The organism is Nocardioides sp. JS614, assembly GCF_000015265.1.
Taxonomy (GTDB): domain Bacteria; phylum Actinomycetota; class Actinomycetes; order Propionibacteriales; family Nocardioidaceae; genus Nocardioides.
Genome location: NC_008699.1, coordinates 1,086,431 through 1,107,103 on the forward strand (window position 1 = coordinate 1,086,431; position 20,673 = coordinate 1,107,103).

A 20,673-nucleotide genomic window follows, 5' to 3' on the forward strand; every position below is an offset into this window, starting at 1 on the left:
GATAGTGAGGAGCAACTGCTGGCTTTCGAACCGTTCCCCGACGGTTCAGCGGCCGAGCCAGTCGTGCACGGCTTCGGAGGCCGCCTCGGGGCGGACGCTCTTCACCTGGTTCGAGGACATGCCGAGAGGGGTGAACCGGCCCAGGAAGGTCTCGAGCTGCTTCTGACATGCCTTCGGAACGCCGGACGGACATGCCTGCACGATCCAGAGGCGAACCCCCTTCATCGAGCCGGCGAGGTGGGCGGCACCGGGCGCTGTGAAGCGCGTGTCCTCCAAGTCGGAGGCCACGAGGATGTCGGAGTTCGGTCCGAGGATGCCCGCGAGCGCGAGCACGCAGCCGGTGACGTCGGAGCCACTGGACGTCTGCCCAACCAACCTGTCGATGGCCGAAGTGCCGCTCTCTACAGCCGACCTCGCTGCGGCGAGTTGCCGTTGAACAGTGCTGTGCTGTGCGCTGTACGTCTGACTGCGGTCGATGTAGTTCGGCTCCTCGGCCAGCGGCGCGGCCGCGTTGAGCCCAGCGACGGCAGGGATGGTCACCGATGCCGTGTGCACTGCCGCGTTCGCCGTGCCGAAGGAGTCCGCCTCGACCACACGAGCCACCAGAGTCAGACCCTGGTGAGCCGGCACCGCGACGTTGTCTGGGACGCTCCCAGGCGGCGCCCACGCTGAGACGATCTGTGCGGTCGTCTTCAGCGCCACCTTGGCCAGGGCGCCGTGGTCCCCGCCCGATCCAGAAGAGTCGATGCACTCGCCTTTCGGGCGGTCAGTCTCGGCTTTGACGATGTACGAGGCCCCAGCCACCGGCGGCGGAGCGTCGTGCTGGTATCGGTAGACCCCGTAGCCGCCGGCGATGAGCGCCAGCGCCCCGAGGAGCGCGATTGGGACAGCCGAGCCGGATCCCCTTTGCGGAGGAGGCGGCGACGTCGACGAGCGACGAGCCGTCGTGGCAGCAGGGGAGAGCTGCGGAGGATTGCCGCTCCCGGACTGGTCGTCGAAAATGTTGATCGGCACAAAAGAGTAACTGTTCCCAGAGCCGGGCCTACAAGGTGAATGACTCCAGAACGGCCATCCGTACCGGAAGCGCAAGGGCGCTTTGCTCCAGGAAAGCAAGGCGCGGGTCGCCCCGAATGTCGCGATCGACTTCGTCGATGACCGGCATGGGCGAGAACACCTTGCCTCGAGCGCTCAGGCGGGCGAGTACTCGTGCATCGACGCGCAGCCTACTGCGCACGTTCTCCTCGACGCTGCCGTTTGGGATCCCGATGGCATGGAGCGCGTCAATGCGCTCGAGATCGTCGTAGCTGTCAACCATTGGGGCCTCTCGGAGCGCGACAGGGAGCTCGAGACCCTCAGTGAGCGCCGGATCTGTGACCAGCACGAGGCCCCTTGGCGGTCTGCGAGCCAGCAGATTCAGCAGACTGCGTGCCGCACGCATTCGGAGATCGCCAGCGACAACGATGCTGAGGTCCTGAATCTCACCGACGAGTTGGCTCATCGCGAAGACGTCGATGAGAGCTTGGGTGGGGTGCTCAGAGCTCGGCCCACGATCGCCTGCGTTGATGACGACCGTTCCCTGGCGAACCAGCGGCACGACATCAGCAATGGCGCCATCGTGCCGAACGATGAGAGTGTCGAAGTACGCCGACACGACTCCAACAGTGTCGCGCAAGCTCTCGGGCATGGAGGATGCACTTGCCCGCCGCTCAAGAACCTCGATCGGCGTCGGCCACCCGAGTCGGTGCGCCGCGGAGACAAAGCCGGTCCGAGTCCGCAAGGACGTCTCGAAGAACAACAATGCCGCGTGGCGAACGGGCGCTCGAAAGCCCGGCCCTCCAGAGAGCTCCTGCGCGCGGACGAACAGAGCGTCCACGGCGTCGATCGCGAGGTCGTCGATCGAGAGCAGGTGCTGCTTCACGCCGCTCCCGTCAGCAGATTCGGCGTGTGAGCGTGCTTGCCACCTAGTGCGAACGTAAGCGTGTTGTGGGTGCAGGGATCGCAGGTTGGACCGAGGTATGCCTCGTATTTGGCCGCGATTTCACTTGCACGAAGGAACGCTTCACGCAGTTCAGCCGCGGTCGGTGGCCGATGCGCGGCCATCGGTGTCATCGGGTCGGGCCGGAATGGACTAAGGACCGGAACACACCCGCGCTGCGCGATGGCGGTCACGCCCGCAAGCGTGTCAGCCAGCGGCTCGATCCCGACCATTAGCATGGAGCGCACCCGGCTTCCACCCAGCTCAGCAGCGGCCAGTTCGAGGAAGTCGAGGTAGTGCTGCCTGCCCTGACGGAACTTGTGACGCATGACCGTGCTGGCGAGTTTCTCGCCCCAGAGTTCAAGGTTGATGGAGAGCTCATTGACACCGAGCGCGTCGAGCCGAGGCAACTCGAACAGTCCGTCGACCGGAACCATCATGATGTCGACGCCCAGGTGACCGAACTCCTTGAGCACCTGCTCGTAGGTCTCGCGGAGCGCGGCGACGTGCGACGGGCCAGGGGTCCCGCCCGAGATCAGCAGGTGGCGGGCGGGCTGGAGTGGATCCTCCACCGCCAGTCGAAGTGAGTGGAGCATGATGTCCAACGACTTGGGCCCGCCGTAGGCGATTTCATACGGCACGTCGCAGAACGTGCACTCGAAGGCGCAGCCGATGGTGGGTGAGAGACGTGCGCGATCGCCGTGGCTGACGACGTAGCTGCCGATCGGGATACCGTTCGGTGCCGTGCCACCGTGATAGCTCGGAAGTGGCCAGAACTCGGCCTGCGCCTCCTTGCCGTTTCCATGCACGAAGAAACCGTCATCGTTCAAGTCGAGAACGTAGATGCTCGAGGAAACGAAGTTGGGATTGTGGTCCTCGACCGGTGCGTTGACCCATTCCCTCCTATCGAGACGAAGGATTAGGCCAGACGTCGACGCATAGTCGGCGGGGGTGAGCTTACCGTCGTTCGTGAGGGCGCGGAGAGCCGATCGCGCTTCGTCGCTGAGCGTGACCCCGTTCGCCAGCAGCTCGAACTTGAGCTCTTGGGCACTGGTGAATGTGGTCACGCCGTTCCTCCTGATCTGCGGTACACATGAGTCTGGCAGGGTGGGGGCGACTCGATCGTACGCACGAGTCTGATCGAAGGGAGCAGCATGGCCGAGCGCGACTCAGGGGACTATACGAATCCGGTCGTCGAGACGATCCTTGGGCGGCGAACCATCCGGTTCGAGTATGACCGTTCCCGCGAAGTGCCGAGAACTGTGCTGGAAGTGGTCACGGCGTGCGGGCTCGCCGCTCCCTCATCGAAGAACGCCAAGCCGTGGCGATTCCATGTGGTCCAATATCCCAAATTGCTCGACGAGATCGCCGAGGCTGCCGAGGCTGCCCCTGACGTCGAGGCGTACGTCCCGCACGACCCGCGTACGGGGTTGCCGCATCCGCACTGGCCATCGAGCGTCGTTGAGTCGGCTGCCATGCTTCGCGAGGTGCCGGCCGCGATCTTCATCGAGAATCGTGGCGTATTCAGTGGCGGACGGAAGACACTGCGCACTGCTCACCCCGACGCGGTTCGTGAGTCGCTCACCAGCTATGCCTTCGAATGTATTGGGATCGGGACGGCGATCGAGAACATGTGGATCGCAGCGATCTCCCTCGGGCTCTCCGCGTTCTTCAGCGGTGACGTGTTGATCGCTGAGGCTGAGATTTCCAGCCGCCTCCACGTCGAGGGCGATATCGTGGGCGTACTTGGGTTGGGCTACTCGACTGCGGCACCATTACCCGCCCGGATGAGCCCAGCGGCGACACAGGTCGATGAGCCGGTCGTCTGGCACTGAGCCGTGTCAAAGAATCTCGTACGGGTGGAGCGCCCGCCCGCCAGCGTCCATGATGTCGGCGTTCCTGAACGCGACTTCCGCGACGTCGTCGCTGCCGGCCTGTTGAGCGATGGTCCCCAGGCGACTCGTGCCGGTTCCGTCACAAGTAGGTGCCCTCGTGGCGAGCGCTTCAAGGTAGTCGACCAGCACGAGTGCCAGGTTGACTTTGACCTTCCCGCGCTCGTTGGCCGCGACGGCCAGAGCTCGCTGGTAGGAGGCCCGAGCCTCCTCGAACTGATCTCTGAGCAAAAGTAGGAATCCCCGCTTCTCATGAAAGAGACGCTTCAGACTCGCCTGGCTCGGGGATCGAGGTGAGAGCTGATGACCGCTCCCCGGCCCCTGGGTGAAGCGCTCGATCTCATCCAGGATGGCGATCGCGGTCGGCGACGGCTCGATGAGGTCGAGGGTCCGGCCCGCTGCGTAATCGTGATTCACCCGAGCCAGCTCGCTGAAGGCCTCGCTCATCACGATGGCGCCGACGCCCTCGGTCCATCCGATCGCTGCGAACCGCACGAGGGCGCGTGAACGCCAGATCCGGAGTGAGTCGAAGTCGGCCTGCTTTGCTGCGGCGAGCATCGCTAGCCGGCAACTCTCGGCGTCGTAAGGGTTCGCTTCGCGTGCCCTCATCGAGTGCCACTCGGCATCTGCGAGCGCTAGGAGCGAGCGCCCGCCCTCTGGAGTGTGCGATTGCAGGTCGAGCCCAGCGACCTCCTCGTAGAGCGGCTCGGCGTCCACGTCACTCCTCCTTCGAGTCCACGGCGAGGTCGGGCACTGACTCCCGGAAGTCGATGTTTCTGCTCAGGCCCACCAGCTCAGGCGCCAAACCACCCAGAGTCTCGATACCCGCATCCGCGATCTCGATTGAGCCCTTGGGTTCCACCAGCAAATCCTTGGGAGTCTCAGCGTTGACCAAGCCGAAGTATCTTGATCGCAAGAGCGTTGGCGTAAAGGACTCGCTTGCGTTGACGAGTTGGAGAATGAGGCAGTCATCGAATGAGGCCTTGCCCTTGAGGTTTACACCGAACCAGGCATTGATTACCCGGGCACGATGAACATTGAGCGTGAACTGTCGTGGTCCGCCGCGGTTGGAGGAGGCGCCACTAGGTGCGGCTTCATCGAGGTCCTCCACGGGGCGGGTGACCGTTAGGCCTCGGATACCCGCTGCGAAGATGTCGAACGTGCCAACGCGCTGTTCGCAAATCTCCAAAGAAGTCCCCGCGATGTGGTGGAGGCTGACCGTCGCGTTGGGTCCAAGGAAGTCGCATGTGCGAAACGTGAGCGAACTTAGCCGGCCGCCGCAGACAGTGAGACCGCCGGGCTTGAGCGGAAGCGTCGGCTCCCTGGTGGGTTTTGGCGCTGGCGCCCTTCCCGACGCAGTGACTGCGGGGGTGCCAGACTCCCTTGCATACAGGTGGAAGTGAGTCGTTGAGGTTATGCGCGTCGAACTAGGAGCCTGCAGCGCGCGAAGCGCGTCAGTCAGCTCGCTCGGGGCAGCCAGTCTGAACTCGGGCGCCTTCGCGACAGCCTCGTCGGCAAGCCGGTCGAGCACTGCTTTCTCGGGCCAGGTCGGGCGCCCCTTGATGGCGCATCGCACGAAATCGACCTGGTCGAGGATGCAGTTGACGAATGTCGCTCCGTCGAAGACGCAACTCTCGAATGTTGAACCTGCAAAGTCGCAGTTCACGAAAGTCACGCCCGAGAAGTCTGTGTCGTGGATGGCGCACGAGCGCCAGTTGGCGTTCACAACTAGTCGGGTCGCGGCTGCAGAACGCACCTTTCCGCCCACATCGTGCCATGCCAGATCCTCGCCGCGGTGGGAGGCAAGACGTTCCACGGCTTCCTTGAAGCTGCCGACCTGGCTTCCGTGCCAGCGGGCAAGTCCGGCCGAGTAGCGATCGTGCGTCAGAATTACGATCTTGCTGTCGCGCTTGCTTTCTAACTGTGCGATCTTCGCGTGCTTCAGCCATTCGAGCGCGAAGAAATAGCACCGGAAGAGTTCGAACATCACATCGGTGTTTGTGAGGCCGGCCGCGGGCCCAGAACCAAGTTGGCGCGGCGACGGTCCGCCGTCGCGCATGTCGGCGCTGAAGGATGGGCGTTCAGCGCCAAGCCAGTCTGGCTGCAGGCCGTACTGATTTCCTTCGCCCGACGATGCCTCCGTCTGCACGACCTCGCGTGCACTAAGCCATTCGGGATCGAGTCCGTTGTAGAGCTTCTGAGCGACCGGCTGAACGGCAGCATGCGCAGGCCGGTGAAGGTGCCCGATGACCTCTCTCGAGAGTTCCCACATGTCTCGCGGAGTCTTGTAACCGCCGCTCGACAGATGCTCGGTGATGTCGCGGAAGATCCATTTGGTCTGATTGACGATTGCAGCCGGAACCCCCTGCCAGGTCCGCGTGCTCATGCACGCCGACTCGCAGTTCTCGACCTTCCACGACACGCTCAGCTCAAGCGCATATGCGAGCAGTGCCGCCTGTGCAGACGCGCGGCCGAGACCATGCCTCTTGGCTACTTCGCGGATGAGGCCCGTGACATCGGTGAGCGCGATGTGCCCAAGGCCATCGTCGCCGCCGGACTTTGCAGATCTACGCATCCAGAGGACATAGAGAGCGGCTTGGAGGTGCAGGAGACCGGGCCGATCCCACTTCGTTGAGTTCTCATCCGCCTGTGATGCTTGCCAGGCCTCTCGAAGAGCATCGATCGCGTCGTCCGCGATCGGAAGTCGGCGTCCTTCGGTGCTCTGCTCCGTGGACGAGTCACGGGGGCCCCCGATGATGAGTTCGATGATCCTTGGGTTCGTAATTGCCGGGATCTCGACGCGTCCGCGACGCGCGAACGGCTTGGTATACAGCCCGGCGAGCTCGTGCTCCTGCTCAGACCGAAGCGAAACGACGAATCTGGCCGAGGTCGTGCCGACTACGTCTTCGATCCAGCGAAGCACGCGTTGCGCGAACTCGGGATTGTTTCGAATCACTTCTTCGAACTGGTCCAGTACGATCACCAGTCGATCACCGAATCTAGATTCAAACTCGCCGTTCGGGAGTGAGAACGGGTCCGCCTCCAGCACACCTTCAGTGATGTGCGCAGACGGAGCCACGCTGTCATCAGGAGCATCCCAGCGATTGCAGTACACGACGGTCTTCCGTCGTCGCCTCAACTCAGGAATGAGCCCAGCTGTGAGGAGCGAGGACTTTCCGACCCCGGACGCTCCGTGGATGACAAGGAGGTCATTTGCTAGGCAGGCCACAGCGATATCGGAAACGTCGCGCTTGCGGCCACGCAACTGGGTCGGATCGTCGATTCGATTCGTGCCCGGCCAGGGCGTCTGATCGAGTTTCTCGAATGCTTGTCGCCACTTGCTCAAACTGGAGGCCATACTTGGTCGTCCAGTCATGCTGTCTCCGCCATGCTGTCCGACGGCGCGGGCAGCGAACCAGGCCAGCGCACGTCCTTGCACTTGCCGATCTTGAAGGACGCGGCGGCGTTCGCTCCCTTCAGGTGAACCGCGTAGTGGACCAGATCTGACGTGAGAGCGCTGTACTGCGCACGCACAGCGTCGAATCCCTGCCACGTCATGACGTCTGCTTCGGCAGGACTGAGGTTCCGGTTCACGATGACTCCGCGGTTCGAGGGGCTGGTACCGGTGCGGACGAGGTCGACGCCATCGCTGGAACTATCGAGGTATGAAGCAGCCATTAACCGAACAAGTGCGTCGTCGAACTGAACCCCCACGGACGTCCAGTAACGAAAGCCGTTGACACCACTTGGGTCGCGAGTCAGGTCCAGCGGAAAGGAACCGCTTGCCGACGCGAGAATGTGGTGCAACCCCGTGTACTCGTCCAGCACGAGCGACGGAATCAAGTCGACACCTTCACGCAGAGGCCCCTCCGGACCTATTTGTCCATACTCCGACTCGAGGAACTCGCGAAGTGTTGTCGGGAGATCGAATGGCTCGCCATCGACGTCGAACGCCGCGTCTTCGAGACTGGGCGCGGGCATCAGGGGGGATCCGACTAGCCGGACCACCACGAGTGGGTCATCCGACTTTGAGATGCTTCCCTTCACAAGACGCCAACGCGGAGTGAACGTTGCTTGTACCGGGCTGGGAAGAGAAGAATCGTCGCCCGCGTCGACGCGAGCGAATCCGACTTCCGACCACTTCACGTGCGTCGCGAGCCAGAGGGGCGTTGCTCGCTGAGTCGCAGCGGTGCCGTCCGACGCCTCGTGGACGTAGTAGTAGGGCATCAACACCGTGAAGTCGACTCGACGGCGTACCAACGCCATCTCCAGCTCCATGTCGAAGGAGGTCACAAAGGCGGTGGCGAGGAGGTCTTGGGGCGTGTCACGCTCCGCCTCAATTTTGAGGATCTCAGCGATCGCATCGAAGAATGCGTGGCGGTCACCGCCTTTCTCTTCGAACGAACTAAGTGTTGCTTCGCCGAGACCAGCGAGTCTGCTCCCGATGGTGCTAAGGGACTCGAGTGAGTTAACCCTCAACCGTGGCTGACGTACGTCCAACGCGTCGAGCGCACTGGTGATGTCGTCGCCGTCGCTCATCTGTACGGCCGCCGACGCCACAAGGTCACGCCATCCCGGATACACCCCAACGGGCTCGATCAAGAGGAGCCATGCGATCTCGACGAGCACGTCAAGGTCTCTACCTGAGAGGCGCATCCGGTCGTCCGTCGAGGTAGCTTCGAGTGTCGTCTTGAAGTGTTCCAGCAGCGTCCGACTTGCGGCCAAGACGGTGCTCCCTGACGTGTCGGCACCGCCTAGCGCAACTCCGAGATGGACGAGAGCGGGCTCCATCAGGTTGACTTGAATCTCGGCTGCCGCGTCTGGATTGGTCACCTGGAAGGTCGTTGTTGGGCCCACGGCGAGGCCGGACAGCGCGAGCGCCTCACGTTGCGCGCGTTGCAGCAGCGCCACGGCCTGGATGGTTTCAGCCACTGGGGACGACGCTCCGTGGCCGGCGCTATCCCATGGGGCGAAGTCGTCGAGAACCACGTCGGGAATTCTGCTTGTGATGAGCGAGGTGACCAGGCTTGCCACAAGATTCCTCGAGGACGAGCCATCGGCCAGGACTGAGTCTTCGAGTGCTTGAATCACCTCGCGTGGTCGGCGCTTCAGGCGCTGGCTCTGCTCAGGGGACAGGCCGCCAAGACACCCGCTCCCCAACACGGGAGTGAGCCAGGGAAGGCCGGTTGGCTCGGGAAGCGGCTTGACTCTCAGCTGCTTGCGCATGGGTTCAGCGAGACGACCGAGCAACGTGCAGAGATGTGCTTCGCCATCTCTGGTCAGGTTGGTCCTGTCCTTCAGCAGTGCGGTCCAGTTGTTGTTCGCGGTCGCGTAGAACTTGGACGATCCATCCGCCTTTTCGTAGAGGCGTGTCCTCGACTCGTTCGTCAAGATGCCTCCTCCGAGCGCCGCCAGCGGTCAATCAGTCGGTCTAGTTCAGGGGCAAGATCGTAGCCGGTATCGGTCACCCGCCTTCCAACGTTGAAACGGCCGACCAGGGAGCCTGGCTCGTTGGCGACGTCCGTTGCCACAACGCTGTCGCTGGTCGCTTTGGGATCGAAGTCATCCATCACCACACTGAAGAGAGCGGTTGCGTTGACCGTTGCGGCCTCTCGGCCGGTCCAGTGCACCGCTAGGTTCGCGAGATCCCGCACTGCTCGTGTGCGCTCGTACAAGCTCGGTGATTCCGGCATGGGTAGGCCCAACCAGGCGGCGACGTGCTCAAGCATCAGACAGGCTTCCCCCTGCTCGATCGAGAGTCGACACGACGAGTATGTAGAGCCTTGAAATCTCGCGTTGATCTCGGTGAACAGGGGCACTCCATCCTTGATCAGGTAGTCGACGCCAAACGTGCCGATGTAACCGTTCCCGCGCAACCAGCGCCCGACGCGCTTGGTGGACTGCTCGATCCGATCGATAGTGGACCGGTCGAGGTCGCGCGCCGCACCGAAGTCATTGCCGCAATAGCCGAACTCGCGGGTCACACATGACTTGATGCCGATGAGCTGGACCGACGGGTGGTGCACCGTCACGCAATCGTCGCCTCGAGAGTCCCGCCAAACAGTGGCACCGACATTCACGGGAATTGTGTCGGCTATGAAGGGCGCCACGCTCACGAACTCCTCGGTGCCCTTCGGCCAGTGTGGTCCAATCTCAGCGGCTGAGTCGACGCGCACGATGCCTTCACCACCCGACGTGCGACTGCGGCGCAGGACAAGAGGACCGGCGGAAACGAGGTTGCGCGCGAGGGGCTGTTCCTCGTCGGCGATATAGGTCCACGGGATGTGCGGGATTCCCAGTTGGGCGACTTCTGACTCGACGAAGGGCTTGTGCTCGAAGGCGGATTGGTGCGCGCCAAACAGGCCGAGGTTCACGCAGCGTTCCTGGCGAGCGAAGTGGATCGCCGAGAGGAAGCTTGACGGACGGTACGGAAGGAGTGCGCTTGGCTCGCTCATGGATCGGAGAAGTCCCCGCCGGAACTCCTCCGTAGCTCTTTCATGGTGGTGGAAGTCGATGTCCCAAACCTCCGGATCGACACGTACTCGAGTGAGCTGTTCGTAGGCCAGACCACGAACGTCAGAGCGACCGTTGTACGCCCCGGCGATCGAGAACGAGTACCCAAGTTGCGGTACGTCGCGTAGTGGCTCGATGTCGTCCCCACGGATCCCTGACCACACGAGTGTGCGGTCCCCGAGCTCCTCGGTCACCTTCTTGAGGACCGCCGCCCGTTCCGTCATGCGGATGCCTCGGCCCGAACGAATTCCTGTCCGGCGAACGACGGCGAAATGCTCCTTCGGTCCAGGAGCATCACACGCACTCGCCCGAGATTATTCCCCCCAAGAAACCTGGCCCTGGCAGCCTGAGCGGAGGTTAGAACAGCCCAATCTGCGAGCGCTCCATCCCGTCCGGCTCGGAGCAGGCGGGTGCCCGCCGGGCTGGTTACGACCACTAGGGCTCCGTCGGCATCGCCTGACTTCTTAACCGCGATCGCCTGCTCGCCGTCATGAAGCTCGAACTGGAGTCCCCACGGTTGCCGGGCGCCGGTAGGCCGAACAATCCCAGCCAGGCGGAAGTGACGTCCTTCCTGCTCCAGTTCGATCTCGCCGCTCGGGCCACAGAGAGGACCGGAGCTCTTGAACTCCTCCTCGCCTCCATGAGCGACCGAAGCGTCAGCATGTTTCGGCGGCGCACCCCATGCTCCGCGGGTTTCGGCGATTGCCGCGTGCACCCTTTCCTTTCCGAATGGCAGCGTGCGCTTGCGGTTGACGACGACAACTACCCCGCGGGACTCGCTAAGTTCGTATGCGTCGTAGAAGTCCGTGATCCAGGCTTGCACCTCAGGTCCGGTCCCGATGCCCTTGCAGAGCGCACCGAGGTTGTACATCGACTCGCGATCGAAGAAATCCTTTGCCTTCGGCCCCCGCCGGTAGAGCTTGGCCGACGCCGGATCCGACTTCCGCCTCGCGTCCACCTCCCTCGGTGACTTCGTATCCATCAGCCCGAAGCGCAAGAACTCGAAGGCGTGGTAGGGACCAGGGCAATCACCCCAGTCCAAGGTCCGTTCCCCCCGCTTGTCGCCTCTCCATGTCACCTTCGACTGCGGGACCTTGTCTGTCCCATTAGTCACCTTTGGGGTGCGGTCTGTGACCTGAGCGATCAAGTCGTCCGATGGGAAAGCGCCCATCGCCCACGAGATCACCTCACGAAGGGTGAGCAGGGCTGAGACGGCAGGACCGGGTTGGAAGGCCATGGACGAAGCATGGCAGGCCCAGACGCCTGGCGGCGCTCTTGCTGACCCCTCTAACCCAGGTTGCTGACCCTGCTTACCTCGCTGACCTACTCCTGCTGACCCCGGCCGCCTTCAGAGCCTCGAAGTACCGAGCGAAACACCTCGCTCGCGGTGATTTCGAGGAGCTGGAATGGAGCACAACAACACCCGCGGGAACGGGCCGGAGAGGCCCCAGAGGATTGCGGACATCATCAAGACGGCCATCGAGGCGGCCGTCAGCATGCCGGAGGTCACAGCCGAGGCGTCAATGTTGTCCAAGTCCATGAAGCCGTTCGTAGGCAGCCTCTGCCTAGGCGCCACCCGCGGACTCGGAGACTGCCCGGCCGATGGCACCGCCAGGGCCAGGCACCTCTACGTCGAGTCGCTCGGCCTTGCCCCGGCTCATGTCCGCGAGGCGCTGACCGTCGCCAAGAGCGATGGCGTCGACCCCGTCGCTCAGTCCGCCCTATACGAGGTCGCTCGACGGGCGATCGAGGGCCTCCTCCCGTTCGCGCTCGAGGCGTACAGCGAGGGCAAGGCGATCGAAGCCGCCACGTTGGCAGTGCTGCCCGCTGAACGGCGTGGTAGCTCGCACTCGACTGTCCGCGACACCAGCGCGACCCACGCCCGTGGGCGTCTCACTGCGCATGCCGCCGGGCTGAATGCTTGGCCGGTCCTGGCGTACTCGGAGACCACCCGACTACTGGGCGACGAGTCCGGGCTCCCGCTCACGGATTCGCAGGTCAACCCCGAGAAGAGGGCGAGGCCTCCAGCCACGTTCTTCGAGAAGATCGATCCGGCTGAGCTGGCCGTCCGTGGCCTGCGAGTCGCCCTGCCGCTGTGCCACAGGCGCGAGGATGCGGAGGACCTCGTCCAGGACGCTCTGGAGCGCATGTGCAAATACGGCGTCCAGCGCGATGACTTCACGTTCTCGTACTTCGCGACGACGATCCGCAATCTCGCCACCAACCGCGCGCTCGACGCGGCGAAGGGTCCGTTGACGCCTGGCGATGAGATCATCGAGATCTTCCAGCCGGCGCACGACGACCAGGAGCGCGTCGAACTCCTCGCCTGGAACGTCAAGCGCGAGATTCTCAACGAGGCCGGCTGCGGGCGCCGCTGCCGCGCCGCCAGCGTCTCCGTGTCAGGTACCCACTACGTCTCGCACCAGTCGGCGGACGTCGCGGTCGCGGCAATCCGGGAGCTCATCGCACGCGACGAGCTCGACGACCGTCCCACTAGCGGCAAGAGCCGCCGAACTGTGGCGGAGGTGATCGCCTCCGGCGCTGGCGCCTACAGCGTGGAGTTTTCCGACGAGATCGCTAAGCGAGCCACCCACCTACTCGTGACCGCTGCCCTCACTGTTGCAGGCCGTTGAGAACCCAGAGCCAGACACGGGAACGGTTAAGCAGGAGACAGCGTCCAACCCGACAGGAGACTTCCGTGAGCCTCACAACGTCTGCCCGTAACCAGTGGGAGACCTTGGTCCTCACCACTTCCGAGCATGACGTCCTCGCCGACGCGGGGGGCGCCTCGGCCCCGGACCCGTACACGGAGCCCGCGGCGTTCAGGCGCTACGCCACCGATGTCTGGGCACAGCTGAACGACAGTACCCGCGAGAGGGTACAAGCGCTGCGCCTCGGAATCTCGCCGCGGCCCGAGTTGTACATCGCGAACCTTCCTGCGGTCCCCAGTCTGCCGCCCACGCCGACGGACGGGCGGTGGGTGAAGACGACCTCAGGGCACCACAGCGAACTGCTGATGGTCGCGTTCGCCTCGGAGCTTGGATGCCCGATCTCGTACGCCGACCAGCGGTCGGGCGCGGTGTTCCACGACATCTATCCGACGCGCGCTAACGCAGCGGCCGTGTCGAGCCAGAGCCACCTCGTGGGTCTCGGCTTTCACTCGGAGATGTTCTTCCACCCGACCCCGCCGGATTTCCTTGTCCTCCACTGCCTTCGTCCCGATCCGGGGGGCGCCGCTCTCACGGGAGTCTCGGATATGGCAAGCGTCGAGTTGTCGCTGAGCCGCGCTGACATGAACGTTCTAAGCGCTCCGAGTTTCGCGCTGGATCTTGCACGGTTGCACGGCAGCTATACGTACCTCGGGCGGCCCATTGCCGAGGCGGATCCGCGGCCGTGCGTGCCTGTCGTGGGGCGCGACAGGATTCGCTTCGAGCCTGCCTTGACTACGCCGACCTCGGGAACTGCCCAGAGGGCGTTGGTGAGCGCCGAGCGCGTTGCGGAGCGCGAGGTTGCCTTTGGCGCTCTCGGTGATGGCGCCATGTTGCTTGTGGACAACCGTCGTGCGGTCCACTCGCGCACGTCTTTCCCTGCCCGGTACGACGGCACTGACCGCTGGCTCCGTCGGATGATGGTGGCGGCGGTCGATACGCCGCCTGCAGATGGCATCGTGCGGTTCTCCGACCTGGATCTCATGAGACCGTGGGAAGCGTGCGGAGCTGCATTCGCGGAGGTCCCGTACGGACGCGCTGAGGTGCTGGCATGATCACCTCGGACACCCAAGAGATTCCTGTTCTGGCGTGGAACGGCAATGCTCGCGGGGCGGTCGTCGACGCCGCCCGCGGGATACTGGCCACCGTAGGCCTCGTTCGGCTGACAGGATTCCCCGCTTCTGCAGCGCAGTTCGTGCAGTTCTTGCGCGCATTCGGACAGCCTCTCGGCTACTACGGAGACGATGCCGGGACCCACCCAGAGGACCGCGCCATCTGGCGGATCAAGTACGACCCCGCTGCGGCGTTCCGTGGCGAGACGCACGCAGTTGAAGGCCCACTGCATGCGCATTCGTCGCAGTCCATGCGTGACCCGCGGCCGCGCTTCTTCAGCATGCTGATGGTCGATGGCGGCTGGCAGGGCCGGCCATTCGGGATGAACGGAGAGTCGATTCTCGCGTCCTGGCGGGATGCACTGGAACGCATGCGGCACACGCTCGGAACCGAGTACGCAGCGACGATGGAGACCCTTCGCGCGCCGGTGCTATTCCCCGACGGCGTGCGCCGGCCGCTCGTTTACCCGCTGGCGTCGTCGAAGTCGGAGGATGACCTCGGCGTGCGTATGAAGAGCGACCTCATGCTCTTCCTCACCGGACATTGTCCCGAGGAACCTGCGGCGCAGGCTGTAGCGAGGTTGGCCGACGCCGCAGCACACACTGCCCTTCGTGTTCAGTTGCAGTCGGGAGACCTCGTCCTCCTCGATAACGACCGGTGGGGGCACGGGCGCGAGTCAGTTGTTGGTCGCGAAGCGCATGCCGACGGATCCGTTCACCTCAATCCGAGAGAGCTCTGGAGCGCTACGGTCGCGTGACGGCTCGGCCTCCCGAAGCCACGAGCAGTCGCGGACCCCGCGGTCGGTCAGCGATCTCGTGCGTGCGGAAAGGGCCCGGCGTAACACGCGCCGCGTAAGACATGGGAAGAGGCCCGGCACGGTCCTCGCCAGATCCAGTTGGCCCCTCGGTCATGGCAACGATCGCAGGTGCCCTAAGTCAGGCGCCGCTCGATGCCTTGATGACTCGTGGAGGTGCGGCGACAGAGGCGCCTCGACCTGCCGGGCCCACAGATCAGTGGGACTCGGAGGCGACCGCACGTACGCCGCGGAATGGCGGCCCGCGGTGCTCAGGTATCGCCGGCGGGAGGACGACACCGATGGCGAGCCTCGGCCCAGGGGCGACGAGCGTTCGCCGAGTTGCTTCAAGGTTCGGCTCCGTGCGGCGCGTGACCTCTCGCAATGCCTGGGTCACGCGGTCTTACGTGCGGTTCGCTTCGGCGGCGGCAGCAAGTCCGTGATCGAGGGAAACCGGGGCTGCGACAGCGCCTGCTCGGCTGACGCAATCCGGCGGTCTTCCCACGCCAACAGTTGATCGAGGCGCCACCGGTCTGGGTGAACCATGACCGGAGGCGGCACAAGGTCACGGTCCTTGAGGTTCTGGTAGCCCTTCGTCTTGCCCCAGCCGTAGCGGCGCATGACGTCGCGGGCCTCCAAGAACACGTGTCGTGGGTCGACCTGCTCAGAAAGAGGATCGGGACCCGAATCAACCTGGTTCACGGCGACGGCTCCTCTCGGGTTGACGGTTGTTGGCCCTACACGCCGAGGCCGCCGGACCGGGTCTCTGGGCGGTGGATGAGGGCGGAGTGGAGCTCGACTCGTGTCGGTCCCGGCGTGGCTGACGGCAGAGGTTCCCGAGGCCTAAGGCGCTCGCGGACAGTGCTAATGACTGCAACCTCCGCGGAATTGGCGACGGGTACGAAGCGTTCGCGAACCGGCCGGACGAGTTGCCCGCCACCGTCGACAAGGCGGGGGAGTGTGACGCGCTTGAAGTAGGCGCCACGTTCGACGCCGTCTTCGATGACATCGGCGATGCGGTTGTCGACTCGGTCAAAGAGAAGTTGGAAGCCGGAAAGAACGCGCGGTTCGACGATGGCGTCCCGGGGAATGGCACGCAGTCGCGCGACTGCGTGCTGCGGGCGATCGCGGGAGCCAAGTCCGTCCACCGTGACCTAACTCCGGTGTGGACCATGCCCGGCAACGAAGCCAAGGTCGGACACCTCACCGGGGAGTTCCACCGACTCGTCCAGGCCGCACGGATCTCAGTCACGTGTGCCACCTACAACTTCGAGAAGACCTCGCAGATGTGGACCGTACTCAAGGATGCAGCCGAACAGCCCGGCGTCGTGGTGACCGTCTACGTCGACGGCGATAAGGCCGACGCCACCAGAGTCCAGGCCCAGCTCCCGCGAGCGACAATCTACCGATCTGCGGAACTCCCATCGGGCAAGCGCGTGGTTAGCCATGCCAAGTTCATCGTCATCGACCACGAAGTCCTGCTGCTCACCAGCGCCAACTTCTCCTTCAGCGCGGAGAGCCGCAACGTCGAGTTCGGCCTGCTCGTCCGCGACGCAGCCCTCGCTGAGTCAGTCGAGTCCACCATGACGAGCAAGCATGGCTCCCTCTACGAGCTTGTTTGAGCCTTAGTCTCGGGATGACTTGCCCGTCAGCCGTTGGCGTCCGAGGTCGACGGCGGCGCGAAACTGCACCCGATTAGGGTGGTCCCTCGCTTCTAGCTCAAGGGTGAAGGACTCGGCGATCTCGAGCATCAACGCCGCGAGCAGCGCGAGGTTCGCCGGTGCCACGTTGGTCAGCACCACTACGCCACTGGCGTCAGGCACTCGCTTCCAGCTCAAGTGGGACACATTTTGGCTCGCCTCAAAACCAAAGCTCCTCAAGTTTCGCGCCTTCCCGCCCGACAGCGGGATTCCAGCGGGGCAAGTAATCGTGACGGTGAATGTCCCGCTTCTGGCGATCGTGAAGCAGGAATTCCACCAAGGTCCGCATGTGGGAGTGGTAGGACTCAAGGCAGGCGATGCCGGCCCTCGTCGGCAAAGACGAATCGTCAGTCAGTGGTACAAGGCTGCACGCCATGTCGATCGCGAAGGCAACGTGGAGTGCGCCCTGATCGAGTTGTTCCTGCGTCCGCGGCATGGACGCCAGTATGGGCGCCGAGCTTTCCTGGGGCTCGCTCGCGTTCATCGACGGCGGACCCGACACGGCGGCAAACACCGCGGATGTCCGGCTGCGTTGGCACCATAGAAGCCTGGTCACACGGCGTGACAGTTCGGGCGTGCCCTTCGGAGACAAGCATGGCGGCGAATGATTCCTTCTTCCAGAAGAAGAAGCCTGCTGCTGTGCTCAAGCACGCCGTCCTGGCCGAGTACTTGAACGTCTTCTGCGCGATGGTTGGCGGCTCGTTTTCCGGTCCCGTGTGGTTGGTGGATGGCTACGCCGGCCCCGGCACGTACGACGCGGACGACGACGGCGAGCCAGTCACTGGATCGCCGATCGTCGCACTGGAGATCGCGGAGAAGGCAGCGCAGTGGAAGTCGCCTCGCAACATCCGCTGCGCCTTCATCGAGCAGAAGCCGAACTACCTGAAGCAGCTCCGATCGAACGTCAAGCCGTTCCAGGATCGCGGCTGCCACGCCCTCGTTCTTGGCGGCGAGGTACAAGAGCAACTGCCCAAGGCGTGGGAGGAAGTCGGCACCAGCCCGGTGCTCACCCTGCTCGATCCGTTCGGAGTCTCGATGGCACGAGGCATGATGACCGGCACCCTGCTAGGGCGGAGCAAGCCACCGTCGGAGGTGCTGCTCAATATCAACGTCGAGGCTGTCTCCCGCCACGGCGGGTATCTCCAGCGTGGCGCAGGCGGCACGCCGGAGATCAAGCCGGGGCTCTCCAGCCAAGGCGTGGAGAAGGCTGACCTCTTCTTTGGCGGCGAGTGGTGGCGCGCACGGTTCCTGGATGCGCGCGACGAGACATCCTCTGCCGCTCTTGCCGCGGCCGCAGTGGTCGACGACTACCGAGCTGCGATAGCGAAGGAGACAGGGACACTCTCGATCTCTGTCCCGATCCGGCGCAGGGCGAACCGGGCGCCGCTCTTCCTCTTGACGCTCTTCTACCGACACGATGCAGCCGGATACAAGTTCGCGGATGCGGCCGCGCGGGCATCACGAAAGTGGCGGGACGCGTATCGCCGCCAGGACCTCGACGACTTCTTCGAGAAAGACGACGAGCAGGAGATGCTACCGATCATGGGCGACGTCATCCGCGATGACAGCGCGAGCAGATCAGCGGACGCCGAACGTCAGCTGGAACGTGCCAGCATCAGTGCCGTTGCCACGAACATCCAAGCGCTAGTCGATCAGTTGACCCAGGTAGCCGTCGGGCGCAACGTGGTACCGATCCTGGGGAACACCCTCTCGCTCGCTGGGGAGTCGACGATTCGGAAGGCCTGGGATCAGCTCGCTGATGCGGGCTCAGTTCATCCTCGGGACAAGAAGAAGGACCTGTGGAAGCAAGTCATCGTCACGCGGTGACGAGCTTGGGCATCTCGTCCCACAAGGTGCCATCGAGGTGACGACCGTGTTCCTTTGGTGTCCTGCCGCCCCATTGCTTGTGAAAGAACGGCACGCCTGACGCCACACAGTTGTCTCGGATCTCTCGTACCCAGTCGGGGTCGAGTGGACGTGCTCTCGGACCGGACTCGCCGCCCGTGATCACCCAGCCGATGCCATTCAGATCCAAGTCGGGCAGTGGGCCGATGAGCGGTTCGCACGAGAGGAACCGCACTGCCGCGGGCACCTGCCGGAGGTGGTCTACGCGGTAGACGTGGTCGGAGTTCTCAACGCTGACGCCCAACCAGAGGTTCGGCGGCCAATCGAGCTTGTCGGCGACCTTGGGTAGGCGCGCTGACCGCTTGGTCAGCAACTGATACGTGTGCTGCGGCGTGCGTGCGATGACATCGAAGACGTCGCGGACGAACGAGATCGGGACCTTCGCGTGGAACAGGTCGCTCATCGAGTTGACGAAGACCAATCGACTGCCGCCCCAGCGGAACGGCTGTGCGAGTGCGTCGGGGTGGAGGGTGAGTGCGAATCCTGGCCCGGAAGTGCGAGGGTCGCCGTCCGCTTGATAGCGCTCGGAGCCCATCGCCTTGAGCCGCTTGGCCATTGCGAGCGCGTAGCAGTTGTCGCAGCCTTCGCTGATCCGGTCGCAACCAGTGGTCGGGTTCCAGGTGACCTCTGTCCACTCGATCCCGGACTTGATTCGCATCGACTGCACCCTCCGTCACGTTACGTGAATCGCGTAACACGTTTCTTGTAAGATAGCACCCATGACGGTCGACACCGAGGGACTGCGTGCCATGTCGCGCGCTGCCTTCGGACAGACCTATCGTCTGGAGATCATGCTGGCCGTTGCGGAGGCCGAGGACGGCCTTGTAACCCTGACGGACCTCGCACGGTCACTGGAACTATCGACGAGCAACGTCCAAGTTGCGCTGAAAAGTCTGGTCGCCACCGGACTGTTGTCGGAGCTGCCCAAGGGCGACAATCGCCGAAGGTACCTGCTGCGGAACCCGAGCCCAGCGTGGGACTGGGCTCGGCAGATGCTCGACCAGGTGTCGGTAGTTCCGGCGGACCGATGAGCGCCCCCGGGCCGCGCGACTGAACGGTTTCACCACGATCTGTCGGTCGGCTCCCATACGGTTGCCTCGTGCTCGAGCGGACCACCATCGACGAGGTTATCGACGCTGCTTTCGCTCACGGCGGCGCGACCAAGGATGAGTTCCGCCGCCGTTACCTGTGGTGGGTTGAGGACGCATGACCGGGAGCACGGCACCCCACGAGGGCGGCGCGGAGGTCTCGGACAAGCAGATGAAGCTGCGCTACGCCGGCACGTGTCGAGTCTGCGGGACTGACCTGCCCGCCCGCGCCGAGGCGATCTATGAACGCACGACCAAGTCGGTGCGATGCGTTGCGTGCCCATCCGCCCCGCCTGAGTCGGGCGAACACGAGGCCGGGGTGACAGCGGAGGCGGAAGCAACGCCTGAGTCGGGTGTTGCTGGGTCTTCTGCGCGCCGCGAGTTTGAGCGCCGCAGAGCCAAAGACGAGGAACGGCTCCGCAAGAAGTGGGGTCGCTTCGGCGGGATCGCGGCTGCGCTTTCTGACGAGCGACAGAGTACGAAGGCTTGGGAGCGAGGAGCGGTCGGCGAGGAGCTTCTCGGTGCTCGGCTCGACTCTCTGGCTTCCCGCGACGTCGCCGTGCTGCACGATCGGCGCATCCCCAACTCGAAGGCCGACATCGACCACATCGTCATCGTGCGCAGCGGCATCTGGGTCGTGGATGCCAAGCGCTACCAGGGGCGACCCGAACTGAAGATCGAAGGCGGCATCCTGCGCCCCCGGGTCGAGAAGGTCCTTGTCGGCCGACGGGACTGCACGAAGCTCGTTGACGGGGTCATCAAGCAGGTCGACCTTGTGCGTGACCTAGTGGGGGACATGCCAGTCAACGCTGCGCTCTGCTTCGTTGACGCCGACTGGCCGCTGATTGGTGGTGCCTTCTCGACCCGTGGCGTGTACGTACTCTGGCCGAAGCGTCTCGGCAAACTATTGGCCGAGGCCCCGCCGGGCGAGCTCGACGTCGCTGCTGTGCGTGAGGCAGTGGCCTCACGGTTCAAGTCAGCCTGAG

At 64.0% G+C, this 20,673-nt stretch carries 21 protein-coding genes; 9 read left to right on the plus strand and 12 right to left on the minus strand.

Annotated features, from left to right (window positions below; genetic code table 11):
- Positions 1-45 precede the first annotated feature (45 nt).
- Genes NOCA_RS06670 through NOCA_RS06680 form a run of 3 tightly spaced genes read right to left on the minus strand, consistent with a single transcriptional unit; the run spans position 46 to position 3,042 of the window.
- Complete coding sequence (locus tag NOCA_RS06670; protein WP_011754500.1) at positions 46-1,014, minus strand: hypothetical protein; 969 nt, start codon at positions 1,012-1,014, stop codon at positions 46-48.
- A gap of 28 nt (positions 1,015-1,042) precedes the next feature.
- A complete protein-coding gene (locus NOCA_RS25525) occupies positions 1,043-1,918 on the minus strand; it encodes an aspartate carbamoyltransferase (protein ID WP_011754501.1) in 876 nt (291 codons plus the stop codon).
- Positions 1,915-3,042, minus strand: coding sequence for a radical SAM protein (locus NOCA_RS06680; protein ID WP_011754502.1), 1,128 nt, complete (start codon positions 3,040-3,042; stop codon positions 1,915-1,917). The genes NOCA_RS25525 and NOCA_RS06680 overlap by 4 nt, the downstream gene beginning before the upstream one ends.
- A gap of 87 nt (positions 3,043-3,129) precedes the next feature.
- Here NOCA_RS06680 and NOCA_RS06685 point away from each other — a divergent pair, with 87 nt between their 5' ends.
- Positions 3,130-3,810: a nitroreductase family protein gene (locus NOCA_RS06685; protein ID WP_011754503.1), complete on the plus strand. Its 681-nt coding sequence runs from the start codon at positions 3,130-3,132 to the stop codon at positions 3,808-3,810.
- Positions 3,811-3,816: 6 nt separating this feature from the next.
- On the opposite strand, the gene NOCA_RS06690 is transcribed toward NOCA_RS06685, so the two are convergent.
- The 5 genes from NOCA_RS06690 to NOCA_RS26985 are packed head-to-tail and all read right to left on the minus strand — an operon-like array spanning position 3,817 to position 11,617.
- A complete protein-coding gene (locus NOCA_RS06690; protein WP_011754504.1) occupies positions 3,817-4,584 on the minus strand; it encodes a hypothetical protein in 768 nt (255 codons plus the stop codon).
- A gap of 1 nt (position 4,585) precedes the next feature.
- The gene (locus NOCA_RS06695) at positions 4,586-7,225 is read right to left on the minus strand and encodes an nSTAND1 domain-containing NTPase (RefSeq protein WP_140404186.1); all 2,640 of its coding nucleotides are present in this window, start codon (positions 7,223-7,225) and stop codon (positions 4,586-4,588) included.
- A 14-nt stretch (positions 7,226-7,239) separates the two neighbouring features.
- Entirely contained in the window at positions 7,240-9,258 is a 2,019-nt protein-coding gene (locus tag NOCA_RS06700; protein WP_011754506.1) for a hypothetical protein, read from the minus strand.
- The gene (locus tag NOCA_RS06705) at positions 9,255-10,604 is read right to left on the minus strand and encodes an ATP-grasp domain-containing protein (RefSeq protein WP_011754507.1); all 1,350 of its coding nucleotides are present in this window, start codon (positions 10,602-10,604) and stop codon (positions 9,255-9,257) included. Before NOCA_RS06705 ends, NOCA_RS06700 begins: the two co-directional genes overlap by 4 nt.
- The gene (locus NOCA_RS26985) at positions 10,601-11,617 is read right to left on the minus strand and encodes a hypothetical protein (RefSeq protein ID WP_140404185.1); all 1,017 of its coding nucleotides are present in this window, start codon (positions 11,615-11,617) and stop codon (positions 10,601-10,603) included. The genes NOCA_RS06705 and NOCA_RS26985 overlap by 4 nt, the downstream gene beginning before the upstream one ends.
- A gap of 169 nt (positions 11,618-11,786) precedes the next feature.
- Between NOCA_RS26985 and NOCA_RS06710 the strand changes: the two genes are divergently transcribed.
- The 3 genes from NOCA_RS06710 to NOCA_RS06720 all read left to right on the plus strand — a co-directional run bounded on the left by NOCA_RS06710 (position 11,787) and on the right by NOCA_RS06720 (position 14,958).
- Positions 11,787-13,013, plus strand: coding sequence for a sigma-70 family RNA polymerase sigma factor (locus NOCA_RS06710; RefSeq protein ID WP_011754509.1), 1,227 nt, complete (start codon positions 11,787-11,789; stop codon positions 13,011-13,013).
- Between the two features lie 65 nt (positions 13,014-13,078).
- Positions 13,079-14,143 (plus strand): TauD/TfdA family dioxygenase, encoded by a 1,065-nt coding sequence (locus NOCA_RS06715; protein WP_011754510.1) that lies wholly within the window; start codon positions 13,079-13,081, stop codon positions 14,141-14,143.
- Entirely contained in the window at positions 14,140-14,958 is an 819-nt protein-coding gene (locus tag NOCA_RS06720) for a TauD/TfdA family dioxygenase (protein ID WP_011754511.1), read from the plus strand. Before NOCA_RS06715 ends, NOCA_RS06720 begins: the two co-directional genes overlap by 4 nt.
- A gap of 429 nt (positions 14,959-15,387) precedes the next feature.
- Here the strand turns inward: NOCA_RS06720 and NOCA_RS06725 are convergent, their stop codons facing one another.
- Positions 15,388-15,696 carry a hypothetical protein gene (locus NOCA_RS06725; protein WP_011754512.1) on the minus strand — a complete coding sequence of 103 codons (309 nt, stop codon included), beginning with the start codon at positions 15,694-15,696 and terminating at the stop codon, positions 15,388-15,390.
- A 227-nt stretch (positions 15,697-15,923) separates the two neighbouring features.
- On the opposite strand from NOCA_RS06725, the gene drmC reads away from it, so the two are divergent.
- Positions 15,924-16,616, plus strand: a complete 693-nt coding sequence (drmC, locus tag NOCA_RS06730) for a DISARM system phospholipase D-like protein DrmC (RefSeq protein ID WP_011754513.1) — start codon at positions 15,924-15,926, stop codon at positions 16,614-16,616.
- Positions 16,617-16,619: 3 nt separating this feature from the next.
- Here the strand turns inward: drmC and NOCA_RS27445 are convergent, their stop codons facing one another.
- On the minus strand, positions 16,620-16,793 hold the full coding sequence (locus NOCA_RS27445) for a hypothetical protein (RefSeq protein ID WP_158305636.1): 174 nt from the start codon (positions 16,791-16,793) through the stop codon (positions 16,620-16,622).
- Between the two features lie 61 nt (positions 16,794-16,854).
- Positions 16,855-17,130, minus strand: a complete 276-nt coding sequence (locus NOCA_RS06735; RefSeq protein ID WP_140404184.1) for a hypothetical protein — start codon at positions 17,128-17,130, stop codon at positions 16,855-16,857.
- Here NOCA_RS06735 and NOCA_RS27450 point away from each other — a divergent pair.
- Positions 17,129-17,302: a hypothetical protein gene (locus NOCA_RS27450; protein WP_158305637.1), complete on the plus strand. Its 174-nt coding sequence runs from the start codon at positions 17,129-17,131 to the stop codon at positions 17,300-17,302. The two genes, NOCA_RS06735 and NOCA_RS27450, sit on opposite strands and share 2 nt — an antisense overlap.
- The gene (gene tcmP, locus NOCA_RS06740; protein WP_011754514.1) at positions 17,289-18,521 is read left to right on the plus strand and encodes a three-Cys-motif partner protein TcmP; all 1,233 of its coding nucleotides are present in this window, start codon (positions 17,289-17,291) and stop codon (positions 18,519-18,521) included. Before NOCA_RS27450 ends, tcmP begins: the two co-directional genes overlap by 14 nt.
- Here the strand turns inward: tcmP and NOCA_RS06745 are convergent.
- Entirely contained in the window at positions 18,511-19,257 is a 747-nt protein-coding gene (locus NOCA_RS06745) for a DUF5131 family protein (protein WP_011754515.1), read from the minus strand. The two genes, tcmP and NOCA_RS06745, sit on opposite strands and share 11 nt — an antisense overlap.
- A 61-nt stretch (positions 19,258-19,318) precedes the next feature.
- Between NOCA_RS06745 and NOCA_RS06750 the strand changes: the two genes are divergently transcribed.
- Together NOCA_RS06750 and NOCA_RS06755 are read left to right on the plus strand one after the other, a co-directional pair.
- The gene (locus NOCA_RS06750) at positions 19,319-19,630 is read left to right on the plus strand and encodes a MarR family transcriptional regulator (RefSeq protein ID WP_041546325.1); all 312 of its coding nucleotides are present in this window, start codon (positions 19,319-19,321) and stop codon (positions 19,628-19,630) included.
- Between the two features lie 175 nt (positions 19,631-19,805).
- Positions 19,806-20,672, plus strand: a complete 867-nt coding sequence (locus NOCA_RS06755; protein WP_011754517.1) for a nuclease-related domain-containing protein — start codon at positions 19,806-19,808, stop codon at positions 20,670-20,672.
- Position 20,673 lies beyond the last annotated feature (1 nt).